Source organism: Bacillus sp. K7, assembly GCF_053903245.1.
Genome location: NZ_CP096406.1, coordinates 2,497,430 through 2,521,804 on the forward strand (window position 1 = coordinate 2,497,430; position 24,375 = coordinate 2,521,804).

The 24,375-nt window shown below is 44.0% G+C and carries 27 protein-coding genes; 2 read left to right on the top strand and 25 right to left on the bottom strand.

What is annotated here, in order from left to right:
* Nucleotides 1-9: 9 nt before the first annotated feature.
* Nucleotides 10-492, top strand: coding sequence for a DUF1641 domain-containing protein (locus M1D98_RS12815; protein WP_010327852.1), 483 nt, complete (start codon nt 10-12; stop codon nt 490-492).
* Between the two features lie 207 nt (nt 493-699).
* On the opposite strand, the gene M1D98_RS12820 is transcribed toward M1D98_RS12815, so the two are convergent.
* The 7 genes from M1D98_RS12820 to M1D98_RS12850 all read right to left on the bottom strand — a co-directional run bounded on the left by M1D98_RS12820 (nt 700) and on the right by M1D98_RS12850 (nt 6,322).
* Nucleotides 700-1,323: an FMN-binding negative transcriptional regulator gene (locus M1D98_RS12820; RefSeq protein ID WP_010327853.1), complete on the bottom strand. Its 624-nt coding sequence runs from the start codon at nt 1,321-1,323 to the stop codon at nt 700-702.
* A gap of 24 nt (nt 1,324-1,347) precedes the next feature.
* Nucleotides 1,348-1,866, bottom strand: coding sequence for a GNAT family N-acetyltransferase (locus tag M1D98_RS12825; protein ID WP_121642966.1), 519 nt, complete (start codon nt 1,864-1,866; stop codon nt 1,348-1,350).
* Between the two features lie 657 nt (nt 1,867-2,523).
* Nucleotides 2,524-2,754, bottom strand: coding sequence for a YrhC family protein (locus M1D98_RS12830; RefSeq protein WP_010327855.1), 231 nt, complete (start codon nt 2,752-2,754; stop codon nt 2,524-2,526).
* Between the two features lie 82 nt (nt 2,755-2,836).
* Nucleotides 2,837-3,976 carry a bifunctional cystathionine gamma-lyase/homocysteine desulfhydrase gene (locus M1D98_RS12835; RefSeq protein WP_039074596.1) on the bottom strand — a complete coding sequence of 380 codons (1,140 nt, stop codon included), beginning with the start codon at nt 3,974-3,976 and terminating at the stop codon, nt 2,837-2,839.
* A 1-nt stretch (nt 3,977) separates the two neighbouring features.
* Nucleotides 3,978-4,901, bottom strand: a complete 924-nt coding sequence (locus M1D98_RS12840) for an O-acetylserine dependent cystathionine beta-synthase (protein WP_121642967.1) — start codon at nt 4,899-4,901, stop codon at nt 3,978-3,980.
* 63 nt (nt 4,902-4,964) lie between these two features.
* Nucleotides 4,965-5,660: a 5'-methylthioadenosine/S-adenosylhomocysteine nucleosidase gene (gene mtnN / locus M1D98_RS12845; RefSeq protein WP_121642968.1), complete on the bottom strand. Its 696-nt coding sequence runs from the start codon at nt 5,658-5,660 to the stop codon at nt 4,965-4,967.
* Between the two features lie 20 nt (nt 5,661-5,680).
* On the bottom strand, nt 5,681-6,322 hold the full coding sequence (locus M1D98_RS12850) for a class I SAM-dependent methyltransferase (protein ID WP_121642969.1): 642 nt from the start codon (nt 6,320-6,322) through the stop codon (nt 5,681-5,683).
* A gap of 191 nt (nt 6,323-6,513) precedes the next feature.
* Here M1D98_RS12850 and M1D98_RS12855 point away from each other — a divergent pair, with 191 nt between their 5' ends.
* A complete protein-coding gene (locus M1D98_RS12855) occupies nt 6,514-6,717 on the top strand; it encodes a YrzA family protein (protein WP_003225924.1) in 204 nt (67 codons plus the stop codon).
* 34 nt (nt 6,718-6,751) lie between these two features.
* On the opposite strand, the gene M1D98_RS12860 is transcribed toward M1D98_RS12855, so the two are convergent.
* From M1D98_RS12860 to M1D98_RS12945, 18 genes are all read right to left on the bottom strand, one after another.
* A complete protein-coding gene (locus M1D98_RS12860; RefSeq protein WP_121642970.1) occupies nt 6,752-7,447 on the bottom strand; it encodes a YrrS family protein in 696 nt (231 codons plus the stop codon).
* A gap of 64 nt (nt 7,448-7,511) precedes the next feature.
* Nucleotides 7,512-9,266, bottom strand: coding sequence for a peptidoglycan D,D-transpeptidase FtsI family protein (locus M1D98_RS12865; RefSeq protein WP_121642971.1), 1,755 nt, complete (start codon nt 9,264-9,266; stop codon nt 7,512-7,514).
* 53 nt (nt 9,267-9,319) lie between these two features.
* Nucleotides 9,320-9,793, bottom strand: a complete 474-nt coding sequence (gene greA / locus M1D98_RS12870) for a transcription elongation factor GreA (RefSeq protein WP_010327863.1) — start codon at nt 9,791-9,793, stop codon at nt 9,320-9,322.
* 250 nt (nt 9,794-10,043) lie between these two features.
* Nucleotides 10,044-10,679: a uridine kinase gene (udk, locus tag M1D98_RS12875; RefSeq protein WP_039074602.1), complete on the bottom strand. Its 636-nt coding sequence runs from the start codon at nt 10,677-10,679 to the stop codon at nt 10,044-10,046.
* A gap of 6 nt (nt 10,680-10,685) precedes the next feature.
* Nucleotides 10,686-11,954 carry a peptidase U32 family protein gene (locus M1D98_RS12880; RefSeq protein ID WP_010330986.1) on the bottom strand — a complete coding sequence of 423 codons (1,269 nt, stop codon included), beginning with the start codon at nt 11,952-11,954 and terminating at the stop codon, nt 10,686-10,688.
* 18 nt (nt 11,955-11,972) lie between these two features.
* Complete coding sequence (locus M1D98_RS12885) at nt 11,973-12,902, bottom strand: peptidase U32 family protein (protein WP_456279627.1); 930 nt, start codon at nt 12,900-12,902, stop codon at nt 11,973-11,975.
* A gap of 5 nt (nt 12,903-12,907) precedes the next feature.
* The gene (locus tag M1D98_RS12890) at nt 12,908-13,561 is read right to left on the bottom strand and encodes an O-methyltransferase (RefSeq protein WP_010330988.1); all 654 of its coding nucleotides are present in this window, start codon (nt 13,559-13,561) and stop codon (nt 12,908-12,910) included.
* 152 nt (nt 13,562-13,713) lie between these two features.
* Entirely contained in the window at nt 13,714-14,796 is a 1,083-nt protein-coding gene (gene mltG, locus M1D98_RS12895) for an endolytic transglycosylase MltG (RefSeq protein ID WP_268551973.1), read from the bottom strand.
* Between the two features lie 339 nt (nt 14,797-15,135).
* Nucleotides 15,136-15,417, bottom strand: coding sequence for a DUF1292 domain-containing protein (locus M1D98_RS12900; RefSeq protein ID WP_010330990.1), 282 nt, complete (start codon nt 15,415-15,417; stop codon nt 15,136-15,138).
* 17 nt (nt 15,418-15,434) lie between these two features.
* The gene (gene ruvX, locus M1D98_RS12905) at nt 15,435-15,851 is read right to left on the bottom strand and encodes a Holliday junction resolvase RuvX (protein ID WP_010330991.1); all 417 of its coding nucleotides are present in this window, start codon (nt 15,849-15,851) and stop codon (nt 15,435-15,437) included.
* A gap of 7 nt (nt 15,852-15,858) precedes the next feature.
* Nucleotides 15,859-16,125: an IreB family regulatory phosphoprotein gene (locus M1D98_RS12910; RefSeq protein ID WP_003225903.1), complete on the bottom strand. Its 267-nt coding sequence runs from the start codon at nt 16,123-16,125 to the stop codon at nt 15,859-15,861.
* 84 nt (nt 16,126-16,209) lie between these two features.
* The gene (gene alaS, locus M1D98_RS12915; RefSeq protein WP_456279628.1) at nt 16,210-18,846 is read right to left on the bottom strand and encodes an alanine--tRNA ligase; all 2,637 of its coding nucleotides are present in this window, start codon (nt 18,844-18,846) and stop codon (nt 16,210-16,212) included.
* A gap of 337 nt (nt 18,847-19,183) precedes the next feature.
* Complete coding sequence (locus M1D98_RS12920) at nt 19,184-20,245, bottom strand: AI-2E family transporter (protein ID WP_010330993.1); 1,062 nt, start codon at nt 20,243-20,245, stop codon at nt 19,184-19,186.
* 95 nt (nt 20,246-20,340) lie between these two features.
* On the bottom strand, nt 20,341-20,472 hold the full coding sequence (locus tag M1D98_RS12925; protein WP_268522092.1) for a YrzQ family protein: 132 nt from the start codon (nt 20,470-20,472) through the stop codon (nt 20,341-20,343).
* 21 nt (nt 20,473-20,493) lie between these two features.
* Nucleotides 20,494-20,685, bottom strand: a complete 192-nt coding sequence (locus tag M1D98_RS12930) for a hypothetical protein (protein WP_003225893.1) — start codon at nt 20,683-20,685, stop codon at nt 20,494-20,496.
* 11 nt (nt 20,686-20,696) lie between these two features.
* The gene (locus M1D98_RS12935) at nt 20,697-21,221 is read right to left on the bottom strand and encodes a PRC-barrel domain-containing protein (protein ID WP_268522093.1); all 525 of its coding nucleotides are present in this window, start codon (nt 21,219-21,221) and stop codon (nt 20,697-20,699) included.
* Between the two features lie 56 nt (nt 21,222-21,277).
* The gene (recD2, locus tag M1D98_RS12940; RefSeq protein ID WP_121642975.1) at nt 21,278-23,674 is read right to left on the bottom strand and encodes an SF1B family DNA helicase RecD2; all 2,397 of its coding nucleotides are present in this window, start codon (nt 23,672-23,674) and stop codon (nt 21,278-21,280) included.
* Between the two features lie 24 nt (nt 23,675-23,698).
* Nucleotides 23,699-24,319 (bottom strand): tetratricopeptide repeat protein, encoded by a 621-nt coding sequence (locus M1D98_RS12945; RefSeq protein WP_268559620.1) that lies wholly within the window; start codon nt 24,317-24,319, stop codon nt 23,699-23,701.
* Nucleotides 24,320-24,375 lie beyond the last annotated feature (56 nt).

The window sequence follows — 24,375 nt, forward strand, 5'->3', positions numbered from 1 at the left end:
GGAAAACGAATGGCCGCTCCAATTACGACGATCAAAAAAGAAACAAAAACCGCAGAGCAAATCAAGCTTGAAAAAATAGAAGAGCTAAAAGAGCTGCTGGCGGAAAACGAGGACGCCGTCTCTAAAACGATGACGTTAATGAATGAACTTAATGAACTTGGCATTTTTGACGCAGCAACAAGCATGTTAAGAGCGAAAGAAGACATCGCCAAGATTGCGCTTGGCCAAGTTTCGCGTGAGCCTGTCACCAACCTCATCAACACAATGATGGCCGCTGGAGGCGCATTGACAAAAGCAGATCCTGAGTTTACAGGAAAGCTTTTAGAAAGCGTAATGGCTGGTACCGAACAAGCGCAAAGCTTTTTAAAAGAAGACAAGAAGGTCGGGATTCTCGACCTTCTCAAAGCAATGAACGATCCTGATATCAACAGAGCCGTCGGCTTTGGCCTTCAGTTTTTAAAAGGTATGGGAAAAGAACTGCAGGAAAAATAAAATAGCCATCGTTGGTTTCTTAGATGTTTTTTGCTTTTCATTTTCCCGATGAAAAAATCCTTCAAACGTTTCATACTGACCGTTTGAAGGATTTATTATGGCTATTCTATCCGAAGCAATGATGTCAATTCACGTCTATGTATCAAAATTTTACTGAAAGACTCTTTACATTTTCGTATTTTCAATCTTTAAAATGAAACCTAACACTTATTTGTCCTTTTTGAAGCTTCTCTCCATCAACTGTGCCATTTGCTGAGAATCCATATCCTTTTCTTCATAGAGTTTACTCACGATGTTTTGATAGTCCTCATCTTTACGATTTTGACTTAATTTATCGGCAGCTTGAACTTCCTGCACTTTCATCTTAAATCCAACAATCCCTTTAAGTTCTTTTTCTAATAATTGAGGTGAAAGCGTATCCCATAAAACTGGATTCTCACGATGTTTTTCGTACTTTTGCAGCAACATTGTCAGGTCTTGCTTTAACTCTTCTTCGTTTAAAATACTGGCTTTGCCATAAACATGTACAGCTTGATAGTTCCATGTCGGCACGTTTTCCTGCTTATACCATGAAGAGGAGATATAAGCGTGCGGCCCTTGGAACATCACCAGTACAGCTTCACACGTTTCTAATGTCCTCCATTGAGGGTTTCCATAAGCGATATGCCCCGTTATATAGTAAGTGTCTCCTTCCTTCGTTAATTGCAATGGCAAATGAGTGGCTATGGGTTTCCCCTGTTTTGTTGTGACGATCGTGCCAAAAGCATGTTCTCGAACAAATTCCCATATTTCATCAACATTAGTGACCTTAAAATATCGCGGAATATACATATCTGCCTCTCCTATCCATAGTAGTTATACTAGGGTTTTGACCATTATAAAGTCTACTTGTTCCTCATCACCCATATAAAAAGCGTGGGCCCCTGTTTGAACAAATCCCATTTTCTTATAAAACGCAAGAGCATGTTCGTTTTTCTCCCATACACCCAGCCAGATTTTCTTTTTATGATGTTCCATGGCCATATCTATTGCATGATGTAACAGATATGTGCCAAGCCCAAGTTTTTGAAACTTGTTTTTTATATAAATCCTTTCGATCTCTAGAGATTCATCCCCCATCTCCTCAGACTGCGCATCGTCGGTATTGACCTTCAAATAGCCTGCAACTTCGTTATCAACATAAACCAAAAAGAAGTGTGAAGACGTATTAGCTACTTCTTTTTCAATTTGTTCTAGGTGAAAAGCCTTTTCCAAATAAGCTTCCATATTTTCAGGTGAATTCTGATGCTTAAATGTCTCATTAAATGTTTCATAACCAATTTGTTGAAGTTCACATAAATGTTCAAGTGTGCACTTTTTTACTTTTATCGCCATGTTACTCAGTCACCCCTTTAGATTCATAATGTTTCTTGTTTCTCTTTTTTCTTCACTTTCAGAAAATCCTGTTCATGCGATTTCATTTGATGATTCATCATGTTCTCTTTTATAGATGGACATCCAGTTTGTTAGCTTTGTCTTCTTTCTTTTTAACATAATTGCACGAGTTGCTGTTGTTCGAACTACTTGTATCATTTCAGCCAACTTTTCTTGAATTCCTGGGTTTTCGCCTATTCCTACCAGATCCTTTAAATTGCTTGTAGAATCCTAATGCCCTAGCAATCATTACGATTTCAAAGAATAGTCTCCCCAATACATATTTTATTGCAAATGCAACAAAAATGCCATTGCATTAAATATATCGTATCTTTGTTGCATTTTCAACAAAAAAACACAATAAGGAGCCGAGTTATGCCATTTTAAAATTACCTAACTCAACTGCTGCATGACCTAATGAAGATGAAACCATTTGATCTAAATCAATCGAACACACCGCAATTCTTTTATAGAAAAAAAAGAGGAGCAACCCCATGGTTACTCCCTAACTCGTTTCTATACCTTTTATTCTCTTAGCTTGGTGTTTTCTTTCATACACCGAGGCGATACGTTCGCCCTTAATTGGATACCGCCCATTTCTAAATGAAAGCTGCTTTTTTATTCGTCGGCTTCTTCCAAACGCTTCTTATAAATCAATGAACGGTCCACACAAAAGAAGGCACCGGCTAAAAATACGCAATCCGCTAAAAACATCATCGATTTTTGGCCTAACGTTAAACCCTGATCGGGGAGGACTGCGCCTATATATATAAAAGTGCTGACTGCAAGCAATGTAAAAGCAAAATGCTTGTAATCTTCTGTTAAAGATTTCATTCTATTTTTATTCAAAAGAATCACCTGCCAGATTCATAGTATACGACTATTATAATATAATCTGGCGGCTTACAGAGAAAGTAATTGTATCCATTTGTTATAAATTTTTAAGTGCTTGCTCGATATCTTCCAGCAAATCTTCTGCATCTTCAATCCCTACAGAAATTCTGATCAAGCCATCTGTAATGCCGAGTTCAAGCCTGCGTTCTCTCGGAATAGAAGCATGAGTCATTCTTGCCGGAACAGAAATTAAGCTTTCCACCGCGCCCAGGCTTTCAGCAATGGTAAACAGTGTCAGATTCCCCAAAAATGCATCAACACGCTCTTCACTGCCGATATCAAAGGAGATCATGCCGCCGAATCCAGACCCTTGAGCTTTTGCAAGCTCGTGTCCGGGATGGTTTGAAGAGCCGGGATAATATAACGTTTGGACACCAGGATGATTCTCAAGAAAACGTGCGATCTTCCGCGCATTTTGATCGATCGCTTCCATTCTGAGACCCAATGTTTTGATTCCCCTCATTAACAGCCAGGAATCTTGAGGACCAAGAACGCCGCCTGTGGAGTTTTGCACAAAATGCAGCTCTTCTCCAAGCTCTTTAGAAGATGTCACAACTAACCCGCCAACGACATCACTGTGTCCGCCAAGATATTTTGTCGCACTGTGAAGCACGATATCAGCGCCTAAAGTAAGCGGCTGCTGAAAATAAGGAGTGTTAAAGGTATTGTCTACGATAAGCAACACACCGGATTTTTTTGCCAGATCAGCCATGAGCGCCAAGTCGGTGATTTTGAGCAGCGGGTTTGTCGGTGTCTCAATATAAATGGCTTTTGTGTTAGGACGAATGGCTTTTTCAACTTCTTCTCTGCTGCTTGTATCGACAAATGTTGATTCAATGCCAAGGCGATTGAGCACCTTTGTCATCACGCGATATGTTCCGCCGTACACATCATCAGTCAGAATAACATGATCTCCGCTGTTAAACAGCATCATAACCGCCGTAATGGCAGCCATTCCCGAACTGAACGCATAGCCTGCTTCCCCGCCTTCCAACTCTGTCACTAGGGCTTCGAGAGCGGCTCTTGTCGGATTGGCCGTTCTTGAATATTCGTAGCCGGTATGCTGCCCTGCTTTCGGCTGCTTGTACGTACTCACTTGATAAATAGGTACGGACACAGCGCCTGTTTTTTCATCACCTGTGATTCCGCCGTGAATCATCAATGTTTTTTTCTTCATATCAGATGCCTCCTTCGTATATTTGTTTGCTGATATACCGGTCGCTGCTGTCAGGAAATACGGTGACGATGTTTGTTCCTACGGACGCTTTTTTCGCCTCCTCCAATGCTGCATATAGCGCTGCACCTGAAGAGCTTCCGATCAGCAGGCCTTCTTTTTCTGCCGCTTCTTTCACAAGTCTAAACGCATCCCCATCTGTGACGGTGTAGATCTCATCAAAATGGCTTTCATTCATATAGCCGGGGATAAACTCCATGCCGATGCCTTCTGTTTTATGAGCATGGGGCTCTCCTCCGTTTAAAATGGAGCCCTCCGGTTCGACAATCACTGTTTTCACTGCCGGATTTCTTTCCTTTAAGAAGGAAGCAGTTCCTGCGAATGTGCCCCCTGATCCTGCCCCCGCGACAAACGTATGAATCTTGCCGTCAAGCGCTTCCCATATTTCAGGCCCAAGCGTCTTATAGTAAGTCGATGGATTTACTTGGTTTTCAAATTGCAAAACACAATAAGAATTTTTAATTTCTGTCTCCAGCTGAATGGCTTTTTGAATGGCTCCCTGCATTCCGTCTTGACGCGGAGTATGAATGATCGATGCGCCAAGCGCTTGCATAATTTGCTGTTTCTCTGTGCTGAAATGTTCAGGAACACAGAAAATCGCTTGTACTCCATATTTTCTGGCACTCAGTGCAAGGCCGATCCCTGTATTGCCTGCCGTAGCTTCTATAATGACTCCGCCGGGTTTCACCCTACCTGACTCCAGCGCGTCACGGATCAGCATATCTCCCAGTCTGTCTTTGATGCTTCCGCCGGGATTCATCATTTCAAGCTTGGCATACACTGTGACTCCTTCAGGAACATCAAAGTTTTTCAGGCGGAGAAGCGGTGTGTTTCCAATCAGCTCGGTGATGTCCGTTATAACAGCCATATATGTCCTCCTCCTTGATAGAGGTTGTTTTTAGAAAAAACAGAGGAGAACGCTCCCCTGTTTTTAATGAATTCGCTTAATCACCTTTAACACAAGCTCTGTTGAATTGACAGCCGCCTGCTCTAAAAATTGGTCAAATGATACATGTGATTCTTTTCCTGCGATATCTGATAACGCTCTGATCACAACAAACGGCGTTTTAAATTGATGGCATACTTGAGCCACTGCCGCAGCCTCCATTTCAACCGCGTACAGATCAGAAAATCTCTTACGCACTTCTTCAACCCGCTTCGGATCGTTCATGAAAGAATCGCCTGTTGCGATCGTTCCTTTTGCAACTTGAACGCCGTCGAGTTCAGAAATCGTTTCTTCCGTGATGCTGATCAGCTTTTCATCTGCCGCATAAGCAGCCGGAAGACCCGGCACCTGGCCGTATTCATAGTCAAAGGCTGTTACATCTACATCATGGTGGCGAACGTCAGTAGAAATGACGACATCTCCTACATTCAGTGTATGATGAAATCCGCCCGCTGAGCCTGTGTTAATCACATAATCAGGCTTGTAACGGTCAAGCAAAAGCGTTGTGCTGATGGCAGCATTTACTTTTCCAATTCCTGATTTTAAAAGAATCACTTCAGTTCCTTCATATTCGCCTGTTGTAAATTCACAGTGTGCGATTGTTTCTGTTTTTGTATGTTCAAGTTTGCTTCTTAGGATGGTAACTTCCTCTTCCATTGCTCCGATGACTGCTAGTTTCATCTATCCACATTCCCTTCACTTTACCGTTTGATGGCCTCCATTATCCACACGAAGTCGTTTTGCTGAGTGAATTGGACTGCAAAACCTTCAGCTGTAAACATCTCTTTCAACGCATCCAATGTGGGATAATGCTCCGTCTCTAAATCATTTGCCAGATGGTAGAAGCCTTGAGAACGGGCTTTATCAATAGCCTGTTCATATGCTTGCACATCTTCAAAGACGGTATCGGCAAACACTATTCTATCATGCAAGTGAAGGTATTTGCCATATTGCTTTATGGCAGCCCGCTTTTCTTCGTCAGTCAAATGATGAAACGCATACGAACTGACAATTGTGTCAGCCTGAAATGGCGGCTCGGGAAATGCCAGGAAGTCTCCGTCAACGATTTCCGCCCTGCCTGAAAGCTTGTCAGAAGCCAATTTGCGCATTGCGGCTGAGGGTTCAATTCCAAATACAGATTTACCCCCATCCAGCAGCTTGGATGTCAAATTCCCCGTCCCCGGGCCAAATTCTAACACATGCGTTCCAGATTTGCTGACGATGGCATGAAGGATATCATCGTAGCCTCTGAACGCTTCTTTATACTGTATATCAAAACCTTGTACTGTTTGATCATAAGTTGCTGCCCAATCTTCAAAGAGAGGAATAAATTCACGTCCCATATTTTTCACACTCCATATTTAATTATTCCTATAAGTATACTATGAATTAATGATGGAACAGTTCCTATCATACCACATCTTCTGGAAAGCAGGTACTAAAACACTTTGTGTATTTTATGCCATCTATATTGCGCGTTACCCGCAAAAAAGCTTATACTTCATATGACTTGTGAAAGCTGGAGGGTCGAGAGATGAATTTTCAATTAGATTTGATAAAAGACAAAGTGGAATTTTTCGAAGCGGCTTCATTGCAGGAGCTTGAAAAGAAAATCAATACGCAAATTGAAAACAATAAAGCAATCATGCTACGGGTAAAATCTGTTTCACACCAAACCGCTGTGGCAGACGGAAGGATTTTGTACAGCGCGGTAGTTCATTTCGCAGCTGAAGCCTAAAACAAAAGCAGCCGGCTCTAAACCGGCTGCTTTGTTATTTTAGTTTTTCTACTTTTGTTGGCTTCCAGCCTTTGTCATCAACCCATGTAATCGTGACTTGATATTTATCTCCAGTCGTCTTGTCTAAAATCTTACCTTTGGCATCCTGAGGGCTGCCGTTATTTCCGAGCCAGAGCACCGTCATGTTATCTGTTGAGACACCAGTCGCATATGATATGGCTTTCAGCATCTCAGCCCAGTCTTGTGAGCTTGAATCATAAGTCGCGGCATGCTCGCCCGTTTGCTCAGTTCCAACTGCTTTCCAGTCAGGATTTTCATACGTTTTTTCCACATCGCTTGATGAGCCGCCTTCTGTTACTTTTGCGTCTTTAAGCGGATCATCTGAATCTGAGTCTGAATCTGAGTCATCATCTTTAGAAGAATCATCTTTTTTGGCATCCGAATCTGAATCTGAGGACTTCTCAGCATCCTTTTCGCTGTCAGATGTATCTTTCTTGCTGTCTTTTATATCTTCATCCGATTTCTTTTCCGTCTTTCCTGAAGCCGGAGATTCCTGTTTTTGCGCCGTTTCAGAATCCTTGCTGACATCTTTGCTAGAAGGACTGTTAATGAAGAGATTAGCTGCTACCACGACGATTAGTATGGATACAATTGCGATTAAAATGTTAAGCACTAAATTCGTTTTCCTGCGCTTATCACGGTTTTCATAACGAGATTGATTATTGCTCAATACTTCTGCACTCCTTTATCCCTCTTGGCTCAGCATACATTTTACCATGTGCTGAGAAGTTGTTCTATTTCTGATTGATTTCAATTTCGTGTACTTTTTTAACAATATCATAAAACAAGGAATTTGTCAGAGCCTTATCCTCGGGCGTATCCATGTGTAAAACGACAAGAGCGTATTTCGGCTTATCCGCGGGAAAATATCCGGCAAACCATTTTTCATAGAGCGTTTTTTTCTCTTTTGACAGCTTGCCTGTCTGGGCTGTGCCTGACTTCCCTGCTACAGTATACGGAAGATCCTGAAACCTTCTGCCCGTTCCTGAAGGAGATTCCACCACCCGCCGCAGCATTTTTTGAAGCTGCTGTGCCGTATATTTGTCTATCGTTTCTCCTTTTAGATTCTGGTCCTTGAATTTGACGAGTGTTGTGCCATTTTTATATTCAATTTGTTCAGCGATTTTCACCTGCCGCTTTTCGCCTCCGCGGGCGATTGTCGCCATCATATTCGCTACCTGAAGCGGCGTTACCTTTACATTTTTCTGCCCGATCGCTGTTTGCGCAATGGCTTTTTTGACTGATTTGTCTTTTTCATCCCCCCAAATCACGCCGTTTTTTTCGTTATACAACTGGCGGAAATGTGTTTCGTGATACAGTTTTCCTTCCCAGCCTGCCCGATCTGTGAGAGTCAGCTTTTCTGCCATATCTTCAATAACTGAATTGTCTTTTCTCATTAATTGTTCTGCAAGGCTCGTAAATGTGTAATTGCAGCTCTGGGCAAAACTTTCATCAAAAGACAAGGTTCCTTTGTCTTCGCCCGGTTCCCCGTACAGGTTTACATTGCAATTAAAGGATTGGCTCGGCTTCACCGTATCATTTTCAATCGCAGCCGCGGCAATGACTGTTTTAAAAACAGACCCGGGATAGATTGGCGTCAGCATATAATTTTGAAGCGTGTTTTGCCGGGAGACATCGGCGTCCGGTTTGCTTACAATTCCCAGAACACTGCTATTTTCGATGTCCAAAAGCACAGCTCCTCCTTTTTTCAGCCCCTGTTCATTCAATATTTCCTCCATCGCTTTTTGAATGCTTTGATCGATCGTTGTTTTGATCTGGAGCGGATAAAACGTATTGGCTTCAGCAGTATATTTGACGTCCATGCCGAACAAAGGGTTTCCTCTTCCGTCCACATGATATAAAAGTTTTGTATCTTGTTCTGGAAGCAAAAACTCATCAAATGTCCGTTCTAACCCGGTTGTTCCGATTTTCGTTGTAATCGGAAGGTTATCCTGCTCGGGATATTTCCTCCGCAGAAGCGCCGGGTCTTGATTTGTGCTTCCTATCGTATGTGAAGCAAGGCTGGGCTTGTCTTCATTCTCCATATATACGCCGTAAATGCCGGGATATTTCAAAGAATTGATTTTTGTAATGGATTGTTTCGAAAGTGTTTTGATTTTCCTTTGACGCAATATGACCGGTTTTTTTGCCTTTGTGAGCGTCTGGCGCAATTCATCTTCAGACATGCCGAGGATATCCGCAACTTTTTTGACCGGCCAATCCTGCGTCAGCAGAAAAGGGAACAAAACAACCGCAGGCTCGCTTTTGCCGGTCAGCGCCTGTCCGTTTCGATCTAAAAAGGAACCTCTTCCGTCAGAAATGAGCACTTCCTCCGTTCGCTGTTTCACACTTTCTTTGATCAAATTAATTTTCCTGTTAGAAAAGGATTCAGTGAAGAACAGCTGGATTTCCGCCAGCCGCAGCAGCAGCAGAAAAAACACGATCAAAAAAGCGATGACTGCCAGCTTCATTCGTTTCGATATCTTCATAAAAAAACACCTCACCCACATTGTGGACGAGGTGTTTCTCTGCTAAACGGATATTATGAAATTTTCACAATTTTCACGAGCATTTCTCCGCCCGGTGTTTGCACTGTGACTTCATCATCTACTTTTTTGCCCAGCAGGCTTTTTGCGATCGGTGAATCGTTTGAGATTTTCCCTTCAAACGGATCAGCCTCAGCGCTTCCAACGATGGTATATGATTCTTCTTCACCATCAGGCAATTCGACGAAAGTGACGGTTTTCCCCAAACCGACAACGTTAGAGCCGCCGTCATCTTCAATGATTTTCGCGTTGCGGATCATATTTTCAAGAGTCGTTACACGGCCCTCTACGAATGCCTGCTCTTCTTTCGCTGAATCGTATTCAGAGTTCTCGGAAAGGTCTCCGAAACTTCTCGCAATTTTGATGCGCTCTACTACTTCTTTTCGTTTAACCGTTTTCAAATATTCCAATTCTTGTTCAAGTTTTTGTTTTCCTTCTTCAGTCATAGGAAAAACTTTCTCTTGTGCCATGTCCCTTCACTCCTTCTGGTTGTCCCTCAACATCTTCGATTATGTATGAGAGCATAAACTAAAAAATACAAGAATGAGAACACAGGGCAGTCCTCGTTCTTCTCTCCCATATAGGTACTGTTTATCTTAAACTGAATCTTGTCGATCTGCAAATATTTCGCGTTTATAAACAGGGAAAGAAGGGAATTCGCACATCCCCTTCCTGCCTATACATAATATGGTCAGAGTTATTTATGTCTATGCTATGGTATTACAAAATCGCGTTTTGTTCAAGGATGGTCTGTATTTTCGTGACCATCAGATCAATTGCGACGTGATTCTGTCCGCCTTCCGGGATAATAATATCAGCGTATCGTTTCGTCGGTTCAACGAATTGGTTATGCATCGGGCGGACAACTGACACATACTGTTCAATGACAGAATCAATAGAGCGGCCGCGCTCATTAATATCTCTCATAATCCGTCTGATGATACGCAAGTCGGCGTCTGTATCCACGTAAAGCTTGATATCCATCAGGTCACGGAGCCTTTTGTCTTCAAGAACAAGAATGCCTTCAAGGATAATAACATCCTTTGGCTCTACGTGAACCGTTTCTTCTGAACGTGTGTGAAGCTTGTAGTCGTAAATCGGCTTTTCAATCGCGCGGTAATTCAATAGATCCTGAATATGCTCGATTAAATAGTCATTATCAAACGCAAGCGGATGATCATAGTTTGTGTTCAGCCTTTCTTCAAATGGAAGATGGCTTTGGTCTTTATAATAAAGGTCTTGCTGGATCATTAAAATCGAGTGTCCTTTAAATTGTTCATAAATGGACCGTGTGACACTCGTTTTTCCTGAACCGGAACCTCCTGCGATTCCAATGACTACTGGATTCTTACCCATGGGTTGTTACTTCCCCTTTCTCATCATGTTGCTCGGATAAATCTTTTTGTCTAGTTTGAATTTGACAATTTGCAGGGGATGGCGGGCAGCATCTAGCTCATTACCGTCTTCGTCCCAAATGGTTTCAATCGTATGTGTAAAGTTGTCGATTTCCGGACCGAAAAATTCCACTTCGTCGCCTTTTTTGAAGAAATTGCGCTGTTGGAGCGTAACCATTTGTGTGTCTTCATCATAATTCAGCACTAAGCCGACAAAATCAAACGTCGTTTTTTTGCCGTGCTCGCCGAACATTTGCTCTTCATAGCCTGGCGTTCCTTCAAAGAAAGCTGTCGCAGTGTCCCGGTTGGCGCACTTATCAAGCTCTTCAAGCCATTCTTTTTGAATCACAAAGTGATCCGGATCAGCGCAATAAGCGTCGATGACTTTTCGGTATACGCTGACAACTGTTGCTACATAGTGAATGGATTTCATGCGTCCTTCAATCTTTAAGCTGTCGATGCCCATTTCGATCATTTTCGGAATGGATTCAATCAGCTTCAAATCTTTCGGGCTCATCGCAAATGGCGCATCTTCTTCACCATACAAAGCAACGGCATTGGCACCGTCAGTTTGATACAAATCATAATCCCAGCGGCATGACTGGCAGCAGCCTCCGCGGTTGGAATCCCGCGCCGTCATGTGATTGCTCAACACGCAGCGGCCGGAATATGCGATACACATCGCGCCGTGAATAAAGGATTCGATTTCGATATCTACCTTTTCTTTCATTTCTCTGATTTCAAGAGCGCTTGTTTCACGTGCCAGCACGACGCGGTCCAGACCTTCTTCCTTCCAGAACTGGACAGCCTTCCAGTTTGAAAGAGACTGCTGCGTGCTCAAGTGCACCTCAACATTCGGGGCCACTCTGCGGCATGTTTCGATGATCAGCGGATCTGCCACAATAATGCCGGCAACGTTGGCGTCTCCAAGTGCTTTCAAGTATTCTTCAAGCCCGTCCATGTTTTCATTATGGGCAAAAATGTTTGTCGTTACGTAGATCTTCGCGCCATATTGTTTCGCGAATTCAACGCCTTCTGCAATTTCTTCGATTGTAAAGTTATCGGCATTTGAGCGCAGACCGTATTCCTGTCCTCCAATAAAGACCGCGTCCGCTCCGTAATGAACAGCGATTTTCAGTTTTTCAAGATTACCGGCGGGTGCGAGAAGCTCCGGCTTTTTTGTAATTACACGCTTGCCATTGACGATTTTGGATATTTTATCATTTACGGCAGTCATAGCTTAACCTCCTTTTCATTAATAAACCGTTTCTTTAAAGAAGAATCCGGTATCGATTTTTCTGTTAACTGGCTGGATGCTTTCAATGCGTTCGATCCAGTCTTCTTTTTTCGCTTCATATTCGTCACGGTTTTCCACACACAGATCAATCGCTTCTCTGTACATGTTGGTGACTTCAATTAAGTATTCCGGCGATTTCAGGACACCGTCGATTTTGAAAGAATCAATGCCGGCATCTATCAATTCCTCAAGTTCATCAATAATGCACACATCGTTCGGGCTCATGATGTGCGTGCCGTTTTCATCTTCGAAAATCGGGTATTTATTATCACGTTCTTTATCGTGCAAGAACAAGCCTGATTCTTTTTTCTTTCCTTCAATGTCCATGACTTTGCCTTGGTATTCAAAATAGTTGCCAATTAAAGAACGCTTTGATTGGAACATGCACGTCATTCCATGCACGTGGATTTCAATTTCAACTTCAGCGTTTTCTTTGATCTCCACAATGCTGTCCATGTTTAACTCTCTGGCAAGCACAGAACGCACCGCGCCTTTTCGTCCCCAGTAGTTGCATGTATAGTAGTTGGTGCCTGTCGTTTCTGTGCTCCAATGAAGCTTTAGGCCGGGCGCAGATTCACGGGCAGCCATCAGCACGGCAGGATCGCCGAATACCGCTGCATCGACACCGGTTTCCGCTAAGAAAGCCAGATATTCGCCAAGCTCTCCCACTTTATCGTTATGAAAAATGGCATTTACGGCAACGTATACTTTTGCCCCTTCTTTGTGTGCAATTTCAACCGTTTTTGTTACATCATCACGAGAAAATTCCCCCGCTAATCTCAAGCCGTATTTCTGTTCCCCAACTAAAAACGCAGTTGCCCCCGCCTGTATCAGCGGCAAAATGTCCGCCGCACTCGTCGGCGTCACTAAGAGCTCTGGTTTTTTCATGACATTCACCTCTTCTTTTTACTAATCGCAAGTCCGTCCCCGACAGGAATAATCGCAGTTTGATAATCGGGATGATTCATCAGCCAATGGTTATATTCATCAATTTTTGTTATCAGCCTGCGCCTTCTTTTCGGTTCTATTTTGCTGTAATCCTCTGCCACCAGACCTTTAAACAGCACGTTGTCTGTTAACAGCACCCCGTCCGGTGAAAGCATCGGTTCATATAAATGAAAAAAGTTTTGATACTGGCCTTTTGCAGCGTCAATAAAAATGACATCATAAGGCGCGGTAACATGAACGGCGTCGGCTAATTCAAGCGCGTCTCCGTAAAAAACATGAATTCGGTCATCAAGCTGAAACTCCTTGATATTGTTTACCGCTTCTTCATGCCGTTTGTCATTGCGTTCAATTGTATATATTTCAGCAGACGGCAGCTCCAGCGCCATTCGAATGGCGGAATAACCAATGGCCGTTCCGATTTCTAGTATTTTTTTCGGCTGTTTCACAGACAAAATTTGAAGCAGCACCGCCATGCTCCCTTTTTCCATAATCGGGACATGATGTTCTTCTGCATATGCTTCAAGCTTCTTCACGTTTTCCGGCCGAGGCTTCAATAATGCTTCTATATAGTCATTTATTCGTTCATACCGGTCAGTCACTACAAACAGCCTCCCGTTCTAAAAAGGAGTGCCCCAGTCTTTTTACACAGGACACTCTCTGAATACATCATGATACATCGGTAAACAACCCGATATATTTTATCATAAAACCTTGCGGAAAGCGAACAAAAGGAGAGCTTTTTGCTCCCCTTTTATTGCTCATTTTTTGAGAAAATGTATTTTTCTTTTGCTTTATTGTGCTCTTTTAGCGTTTTTGTAAATACGACCTCACCACTTGATTTCGCCAAGAAGTACAGATAGTCCGTTTGCTCTGGATGCAACGCCGCTTCCCATGACGACATGCCGGCGTTGGCAATCGGTCCTGGCGTCAATCCCGGGTTTTTATACGTATTGTAAGGTGAATCGATTTCCAGATCCTTATAAAGAACGCGATCTTTATGCTTGCCTGCGGCGTACAGTACGGTCGGATCTGTTTGGAGCGGCATTTTCTTCTTCAGACGGTTATAAAAGACGCTCGCAATTTTATGGCGATCGACTTTTTCAGTCGCTTCTTCTTCAATCAATGAAGCCATCGTCAGCAGCTTATGCACGGAAAGTTTATTTTTCTTCATTTCTGCTTTATATGTTTCTACATAAGAATTTGTCTGTTTAACCATTGCCGTGATCATGTCTTCAAGTGACGTGTCCGGATCATGAAAAGGGTATGTAGCCGGGAATAGGTACCCTTCCAGCGGATGCTTTATATTTTTATTGAAAACATCCTTTGTCACAGTGTCCGGAAACTCTTTCTTCAGCTGATGAATAAATGTTTCATCGTCCAGCTTCGCCATGACTTGTTTTTTTGAGTATTTCGTTTCATCGGCAATAGCGGCCGCGATTTGTGTCAGCTGTGCTCCCTCAGTTACTGTAATCTGAAAGGCATAGCTTGTAGCCCCGCTTGTCAGCTTATGAATAATGGCATCTACATCCATTCCTTTATTCAAATGGTAAAATCCCGCCTGAAATCCGGAAGCGCCTTTAAATTTTACATAATACTGAAATGCCTTCTCGCTTTTTATGACGTCGTTTTTCTTTAATATCGATGCGATGGCCGAAACAGACGAGCCGCTCGGAATGTTGATGTCCACTGTCGCTTCACTGTCTTTTTCAACAGGTTCCAGCATTGATTTCCCATATAAAAATGTCCCGCCAATGATGAGAAGCAGCACAATAATGGAAGACAGTATGATTGTTTTTTTATTGAAAAATGATTTTTTTTGCCGATTGATATACATTAGGTCCCCTCCCATCAGGTCTTATACTACATGATTCATTAGATTTCGGCAATTTATTACAAAACAAGGGTGAACAAGCCCTTCATACAGCAGAAAAAAAGCCGGAGCATTATGCTCCGGCTTTCAGCGTGTCGACAAACCCTCGCATTCGTTGTCAGGCCTGCGCGTCGGTGCTCACGAATCCCTACATTCGCTGTGCTCCGATGCTCGCCCTTCCTAGACTTCAAGGGTTTTCAATCACGCTGAAAAGATGACAAAGTCATAAAACGAAAACCGTTTTATGACTTTGTCAACAATCTGAAGCCGGAGCATTATGGCTCCGGCTTTGGACGCGGTGTTTTATTCTTCGTCTTCGTCCGCTAAGAATGTGTTAAGGGTTTCTTCAATCATATCCCATTCTTCGTCAGTTTCGATCGGATATAGCTCACCGTTTTCACCGTCTTCGTTTGGCGTGAAACTGGAAGCAAGAATTTCTACTTCTTCATCATCTTTTGCTTCCATTGGGTAGTACAGCACATAAGACTTGCCAAACTCTTCGTTTTCAAATGTAAACAGCACTTCACAAAGCTGTTCATTTCCTTGATCGTCAACAATTGTAATATTATTTTCGCCGTGTTCCATTTTCTTCACCTCTGGCTTTAATTTAAGCTGTCAAGATATCCTTGCAAAATCATAACAGCCGCCATTTTATCAATGACTTTTTTTCGTTTTTGCCTGCTGACATCAGCGGCAATCAGCATTTTTTCAGCCGCCATTGTGGTAAGACGCTCGTCCCACAGCACAACAGGAACATTGTACGTTGTTTCAAGGATTTTCGCAAATGTTTGGCTGGCTTCGCCTCTCGGGCCGACTGTTCCATTCATATTTTTAGGAAAGCCGAGCACGATTTTATCTATAGTATACTCCTGAATCAGATCAGATAAACGTGATAAACCATAATCGCCTTCAGCTTCATTAATCTTTATGGTCTCAATGCCTTGAGCAGTCCAGCCCATTTCGTCGCTCAGAGCAACACCGAGTGTTTTGGTTCCTAAATCGAGTCCTAATATTCTCATTCTTTATTTACGCCTCTTTATGTTGTTCTAAATAAGACTTTACCAATTCCTCGATTAATTCGTCTCTTTCAAGTTTGCGAATTAAATTACGAGCGTCACGATGCCTAGGAATGTAAGCGGGATCACCTGACAGCAAGTATCCGACAATCTGATTGATTGGATTGTAGCCCTTTTCCTGAAGCGCGTCATACACTGTAATCAGCACCTCATTTACGTTAGTCTCAGCAGAATCATCGGAGAAATTAAATTTCATCGTTTTATCAAACGAGCTCACCGTTTTGCACCTCTTTCCCAAATTCGCAGGCAAAGTTCAGCCTGGGGTCCTAATCTTACCATCATTCTACACTACATGGGCAAATTATAAAACGGATTTCACCCAATCTTCTACGGAAGCCAAAGCTTCTTCTAATTTTTCAGGCTGTTTGCCGCCTGCCTGCGCCATGTCCGGACGGCCTCCGCCGCCTCCGCCGCAAACCTCCGCAGCTTGTTTAACCAGCTTGCCGGCATGCAGGCCTTTCTCAATGAGATCCTTTGTTACGCCGGCGGAAATATTAACTTTCTCGTTTTGTACCGCACCAAGCACGATCACAGCAGAGCCGATCTTCGCTTTCAGTTCATCCACCATTGTGCGGAGATGGTTCATGTCTTTCGCATTAACTTTTTCCGCAAGCACACTCACGCCGTCAACTTCTTTCACTTTTGACAGAATCGCTCCTGCTTCCACGTTTCCTAGTTTCGCCAGAAGAGATTCATTTTCTCTTTGGGCTTCTTTCAGTTCAGCCTGCAGAGCCGCAACCCGTTTCGGCACTTCTTTAATATTTGTTTTCAGCTCGTCAGCAGCCTGCTTCAAAACGGAAATCTGGCTGTTCATTTCGACGTAAGCGCCTTGTCCTGTTACAGCTTCAATCCGTCTTGTGCCTGCTCCGATTCCAGACTCTGAAGCAATTTTAAATAAGCCGATTTCCGCTGTGTTTCTGACATGACAGCCGCCGCACAGCTCTATACTGTAATCTCCGACTTGGACAACCCGGACAATATCACCGTATTTTTCGCCGAACAGAGCCATCGCGCCCATTTCTTTTGCTTCAGCGATTGGCTTCAAATCGATGCTGACCGGGATGCTCGCCCAGATCTTTTCGTTGACGATTGTTTCAATTTGTTCAAGCTCTTCTTTTGTCACTTGCCCAAAATGCGAGAAGTCAAAACGAAGACGGTTTTCAGTCACAAGAGATCCGGCCTGATTGACATGAGTTCCAAGAACGTCTTTAAGCGCCTGATGCAATAAATGCGTTGCCGTATGGTTTTTAATGACGCCGCTTCTCATATGGTCTTCAACTTCAGCCGTTACATGCAGGCCTTTTTGAACAGTGCCGCTCTCCACAACACCTTCATGCACATGCTGGCCGTTCGGGGCTTTTTGCACATCTTTAATTCTCATCACTGCCTGTTCGCTGCGGAGATAACCTTTATCGCCGATTTGGCCGCCGCTTTCTGCGTAGAACGGTGTTTCATCAAGAATGATTTGAACGCTGTCCCCTTCATGAGCCTCTTCAATGAATTGTCCATCCTGAAGAAGCACAATGACATTGGCGCCAGCTTTCGTTTGAGAGTAGCCGACAAATGTGCTTTCATCGGTCACGTCCCGCAATGCGCCGCCCTGCACCTGCATGCTGCCGACATCCTGGCGGGCGTTTCTTGCCCGTTCACGCTGCTGGTTCATTTCTTCTTCGAAGCCTTTATGGTCAACCGTCATGCCCTCGTCTTCTGCGTATTCTTCTGTCAGCTCAACTGGGAACCCATACGTATCGTACAATTTAAACACGTCGGCCCCTGAAATCACGCTGCTTCCCTTGCCTTTTTCTTTTTTGATCATTTCTGACAGGATCGCAAGCCCTTCATTAAGGGTTTCGTGGAAGCGCTCTTCTTCGGTTTTGATGACTTTTGCGATGAAATCCGCTTTCTCTTTTACTTCAGGGTAGAAATCAGCCATGATTTCAGCGACAACCGGCACTAAGTCGTACATGAACGGACGGTGGATGTTGATTGTTTTGGCATAACGCACGGCCCGGCGCAACAAGCGTCTTAATACATAGCCGCGGCCTTCATTTGACGGCAGCGCCCCATCACTGACAGCAAAGGCAACCGTTCTGATGTGGTCGGCAATCACTTTAAACGCAGTGTCTTTCACATTGTCTGTGCCGTACGCTTCACCAGAAATGGTTTCTGTTGCTTTGATGATCGGCACAAATAAATCGGTATCAAAGTTTGTCGGGACATTCTGGATGACAGATACCATTCTTTCAAGCCCCATGCCTGTATCAATGTTTTTCTTCGGAAGCGGCGTGTACGTGCCGTCTGGGTTATGGTTGAACTCAGAGAACACAAGATTCCATACTTCCAAATAACGGTCGTTTTCTCCGCCTGGATAGAGCTCCGGATCTTCTGGATCATTACCGTATGCTTCACCGCGGTCGTAGAAAATCTCTGTGTTCGGTCCGCTCGGTCCTTCACCGATATCCCAGAAGTTCCCTTCTAGGCGGATAATTCTTTCCTCAGGAATACCGATTTTTTTCGCCCAAAATTCATACGCTTCTTCATCCTCAGGGTGAACCGTAACAGAGAGAAGCTCTTTGTCGAAGCCGATCCACTTGTCACTCGTTAAAAACTCCCAAGCCCATGTAATGGCTTCTTCTTTGAAATAATCGCCGATAGAGAAGTTTCCAAGCATTTCAAAGAATGTATGATGGCGCGCAGTTTTACCTACATTTTCTATATCGTTTGTTCTGATCGCTTTTTGAGCGTTTACGATTCTTGGATTTTCCGGAACGACACGTCCGTCAAAATACTTTTTCAGTGTCGCAACACCGCTGTTGATCCACAGCAGTGAAGGGTCCTCATGCGGCACTAATGACGCGCTTGGCTCTACCGCATGTCCTTTTTCTTTAAAGAAATCCAAAAACATTTGACGAACTTCAGCAGAAGTTAAGTGTTTCATTGTATTTCCTTCCTCCTCTATAAAAATCGAAATTCTCTTTAGTGACAGCAAAAAAGCCCTCCCCCTATGCAAACCACACGTTTACACAGGGACGAGAGCTGTCTCGCGGTACCACCCTGATTACGGGCTTTAACATTCGCCCGTCACCTTTAACCCTGTAACGCAGGATGTGCGGCAGTGATTAACTGCACTCAGGATTAGCTTCCTCCGATCTTCTGATAAAGCTCCTTTCAGCTAGCGGAACTTCTCTCTTTAACAGGGCTTCGGCATACTCAGATCCGTCACTCGAGATTCGTATGTATTCTACGAGAAATTATAGACAAGCTGCACGACAATGTCAATGCTCCGTCCTCATCCGCAAAAAATGGATCATCATCACTTTTAAAACAGCCGTCGCCGGAACAGCAAGAATCATCCCGACGATTCCCGCCAGCTCTCCTCCGGCAAGGAGCGCAAGCATGATGACGACTGGATGCATTTTAAGACTTCTGCCGACAATGAACGGACTGAGGATATTCCCTTCCATAAATTGCAGAGCAAACACTGTAAACACCACAACTAGAATCGCTTTCACTGAAATGGTCATCGCAATTAAAAGCGCAGGAACAGCTCCAATGAAAGGGCCAAAATACGGTATGACATTCGTGATCCCGGAAATCAGGCCTAAGATCAACGGATATGGAAGCCCAAATATCCAGAATGTAATGCCCGCCAGCACGCCGAGAATGAAGCAGACCAGAAGCTGGCCGCGGACATAATCGCCAAGAGAGTCGTCTACATCCCTCAGGAAGGCGCTGCCCCGCTTTCTCCACGACTTCGGCGTCAAATACCATACCGTCTTTTTCATCAACTCAATATCCTTTACCATATAAAACACGAGAAAAGGGATTGTTGCCGCAATGATGAAATAATCAAGCACGTTGCGAATCCCGCTGATTGCTCCCTCGATTGTTTCCGCGAAAAATGCCTCCGTCTGGCTGATCATTTTATCTATACGATGATGCATGCCGTCAGGCCAGTCATCAGTATGGTTATGCACATGAAGAAGGAGCCCGTTATACGTTTCGGCAAACATAGGGATATTCTCTGATAAATCCGTCAGCTGCACAATTAAAACAGGCACCCCTTTATACAGCGCCCAGCCAATTCCGCCAAAGAAAAGCACATAAATCACCAAGATACTCAAGGTCCTCGGCAATCCTTTGCCATGCAGCCACTCTGTGACCGGCAGCAATAAATAAGAAATAAAAATAGAAATAATTAGGGGGATCAAAATCGTTTTGATGACGAGCCAAAAGGGCGACCATAATATATCGAGCATAAAAAAGACATAGACTGTTAACAGGACCAGCAAACAAATGGCCACCCACAACAAAAGCTGCACCGGTTTTTGGAGCATTTGCTTTCACCTCTTCTATATCTTTTGAGGAACGGTGCGAATTATTCTCGCTCTATAACAAAAAGGATACTCTCCGAGGAGTATCCTTTTCCACATTAAAACATTTTCGTTATTCTTCTTCTCATCCGCTTCATGCTTCGATTATTCAGCATGTCGGATTGAGCCGCCATCCGATATACGAGAGCCCCGGCTCCCAATGCCAAAAGAGAAGTCATCGTCCGATTCATCCTGAGCATCTCCCTTCATAATCAAAAATTGATGCTGCGTTCGTCCTCAGAAAACAAATCATCCAAGCTGCTTAACGTTCCGTCTTCTTCCACCTGATGAGTTGCTATCTTCCCTTTCGCCACTGTCAGTTCGATAAAACAGCCCCAGCAATAATATTGGTTCACGCCGATTTTCCCGATATCCTTACTTTTGCAGTTCGGGCATATAAGCATATCTCACACCTCTATCCGTTCAGAACGATCTCGTCTTTCCGCACCTCGACAAGCGAATCCGCTCTTTGGATCTGATGCTTGCTTCCCGCCAAGTCAGAAAAGAAACCGTCCGAGAGTTCATATGCTACGATTATGCCCCTGTCCAAACAAAAGTATACATCTTCCAGCATCCCCAATATATCTCCCTCTTGCGATTTCACAAGCTTCATTCTCATCTGCTCGTATGTGAAGCATGACTTCGGAAGAGGCAGAAGCTGGCCTGAACTGATTGAGGCCAATATGCGGTCATCAAGAATGGAAGTGATATCACACGCCCGTAATAGTGCATGATGATGATGCAAAAACCGTTTTTGTGCAAGTATAAATCCGAGACAATCTCCCTTCAGAGAAAAACAAATATCAGAAATGGTCCCGAGATAACAAGAAGTTCGTTCTGAGTATACTGGGAATCCTTCTACCTCATGGCATGTTCTCAAAGTGTGATCAACCACCTTTTGTTGAACAGGCTTAGGTTTTGCTTTGCGCCTTTGACTCATACGATGAAATCACTTCCACCGCAAATGCAAAAAAACTCCCGCTAACACGGGAGCCTTTACAGCTGTTCTTCTTTCATAAAATCGAATGGCGTAATGCCTTCCATACCAATATTGGCATCATGTACACTGAACGGGAGCTCTTTTTGCAAAGCCTCAAGCTCGGCATCCATTTCCTCAATCTGTAATGACAGCCTGTTTTTCAAGGATGTCTGCCTGACAGTTGCGTCATTATTTTTTACGCCCCACTCCAGCGCCTCCTCTTCCCCGCATAAAATGAGAAATTTCTTTGCTCGAGTAATCGCGGTATAAAGAAGGTTTCTTCTGAGCATTCTATAGTAACCTTTTACAACAGGCAACACCACAATCGGAAATTCACTTCCCTGCGATTTATGAATAGAGCAGCAATACGCATGGGTAAACTGGTTAAAATCTTTTTTCGTAAATGTCATTTCATTACCGTCAAAATTAACGACGGCCATGTCTTCTTTTTCTGTATTTTCCTTCGCATAAAATATCGACGTAATTTCGCCAATATCTCCGTTGAACACATTGTTTTCCGGCTGATTGACAAGCTGCAAAATTTTATCTCCGGTTCTGTAGACAACATCTCCGAACTTCAATTCTCTCCGTTTTTCTTTAGGAGGGTTTAAAATGTCCTGCAGCATGACATTTAGTTCATTGATCCCGGCTTTACCTCTGTACATCGGGGCGAGAACCTGAATGTCCTTTGCCGTATAGCCTTTTTTCATTGCATTGGCGACAACCTTCTCAACCACCTCTTTAATTTGCAAGCCTCCGCAGCGAATAAAGGAACGATCCTTCGTCGGGGCAGTCAAATTGTTTGGCAGCAAGCCTTTTTTCATTTGGTGGGCAAGCTCGACGATTGATGACCCCTCCGCCTGGCGGTAGATGTCTGTCAGTCTCACAGTCGGAATCACCCGGGATGCCAAAAGGTCTCTCAGTACTTGGCCCGGACCGACAGAAGGCAGCTGATCTTCGTCACCGACGATGATGATTTGAATATGATCAGGGATCGCCTTGAACAAGTGGTTCGCCAGCCATATATCCAACATACTCGCTTCATCGATGATTAACAGCTTCCCTTCGATCGGCTGGTCCTCTGTATGAGTAAAGCCCTCTGCACCGTTCCAGCCAAGCAGCCTGTGTATCGTGACTGCCGGAAGGCCCGTCGATTCACTCATCCGTTTCGCCGCTCTCCCTGTCGGTGCGGCCAATACAATCGGAAAAGTTTCATCCTTTTTATAAGCTGAAGGGTCTAGTGACACACCGTGAAGCTCTCCGTACAGTTCGACAATCCCTCTGATGACCGTCGTTTTTCCTGTTCCCGGCCCTCCCGTTAGCAGCAGCATTGGTGAGGAAAGGGCTTTTTGAATCGCTTCCTTCTGGCTGGGGGCATACTGAACGTTCATCCGTTCCTCCAGTTCCCCCAAAGCGAGCAGAAATTCGGATTCAGGAAACTGGTCGTCATAATCGGTTTGGCTTGCGATATGTTTCACGCGCTTTGCAACGTTTTGTTCCGCGTAAAACAGCGATGGAAAATAACAGCGGCCATCTTCTATCACAATGTCTTTATTTTCTCCAAGGGCTATCATCGCGTTAGCTGCATCCATTTCTGTGATCCGCTGCCCTTCTTTTACTGACTGATTTAGCAGTGATTGGGTATCGATAATAAGTTGTTCCGTTTCTATGTACGTATGCCCATCTGACAGACAGGTCGTTTCAAGCGTGTACAAAATGGCGGCTTTTATCCGCTCAGGATGATTACCTGAAAGCCCCATTCTGCTGCCCAACTCATCCGCTTTCCCAAACCCGATGCCTTCTACATCTTTGACAAGCTGATAAGGATTTTCCTGAATCTTGTCAAGCGTCTCTGATTCATAGGCTTGATAGATTTTCATAGACAGCTGCGGGCCGAATCCAAACTGATTCAGGGAGATCATGATTTGCTCCAGTCCCTGATGCCGCTGCAAAGCGCCTGCTAGCGTGTCGGCTTTCTTTTTTGACAGCCTCGGGACATCGTAAAGCACTGAAGCGTCAGCCAATATTTTATTAATCGCGCTGTCACCCAATTTTTTTACAATTTCTTCGGCTGTTTTTTTGCCGATTCCTTCGAACAAATCACTGGATAAATAATGAATGATGCCTTCCTTAGTTGTCGGAATTTCTTTTTTAAAATGCTCCGCCTGAAATTGAAGCCCGAATTTCGGGTGGGTGACGGCCTTTCCGTAAAACGTGTAAGTCTCTTCTTCTTGAAGCGCAGGGAAGTAGCCCGTCACGGATACGGCTTTATCTTCAATGGCTTCGGAGGTTTCTGTGACTTTCACTTTCAGAACCGTATATAAATTGGCGTCATTATGATAGATGACTGTGTTGACTGTCCCTTTTAAATAGGGCTCTTCCTCCATGTTAAGCTGATCCGGATGCTGCTGCACGAGCTATCCCTCCTCCTGTGCCTGTTATGATGGGTCGATCAGTTTTTTAGCATGAAGCGCAAGCATATGATCCGGCTGGATATCGATCGCCTTGTCGAGCATTTCCAGGGCTCTTTCTCGATTTTCTTGATATGCATAAGCGACACCGGCATTATAAAATGCATCAGCGTGCTCCGGATTTAGCTCAGTTACAGCTATGAATTGACTGAGCGCTTCGTCCAGCATGCCCTCGTTCGCTAAGCACATTCCAAATTGAAAACGAGCTTCCGCATCGTTTTCATTCAATTCGACCGCTCTTTGTAAATACGGCAGTGCAAGCTTAGGCTGTTCGAGCTTGACAAGTACCGTTCCGAGCATGTAAAACAGGTCGCCGTTTTCCATTCCGGCACGAAGCGCTTTTTCAAACATGTCTTTCGCTTCTTTGTACATTTCTTTTACAACATAGACATTTCCTGCTCCATAATAAGCAGTAGCAGCGCTGTTGTCTAATTCAAGCGCTTTATCATAAAACGCAAGCGCCCGTTCCAGCTCGTTTACGGATGAAAGCAGGTTAGCAAAGTTGATATAGGGAATCGCGTCATCTTTATTTTCTTCAATTGCTTTTGTAAATGCCTCTGCCGCTTTCTCGTAATCGCCTTTTTGCATCGCCTCTATACCGAGTTGATTATAATCCACCGATCATCTTCCTTTCATTAAAAAAC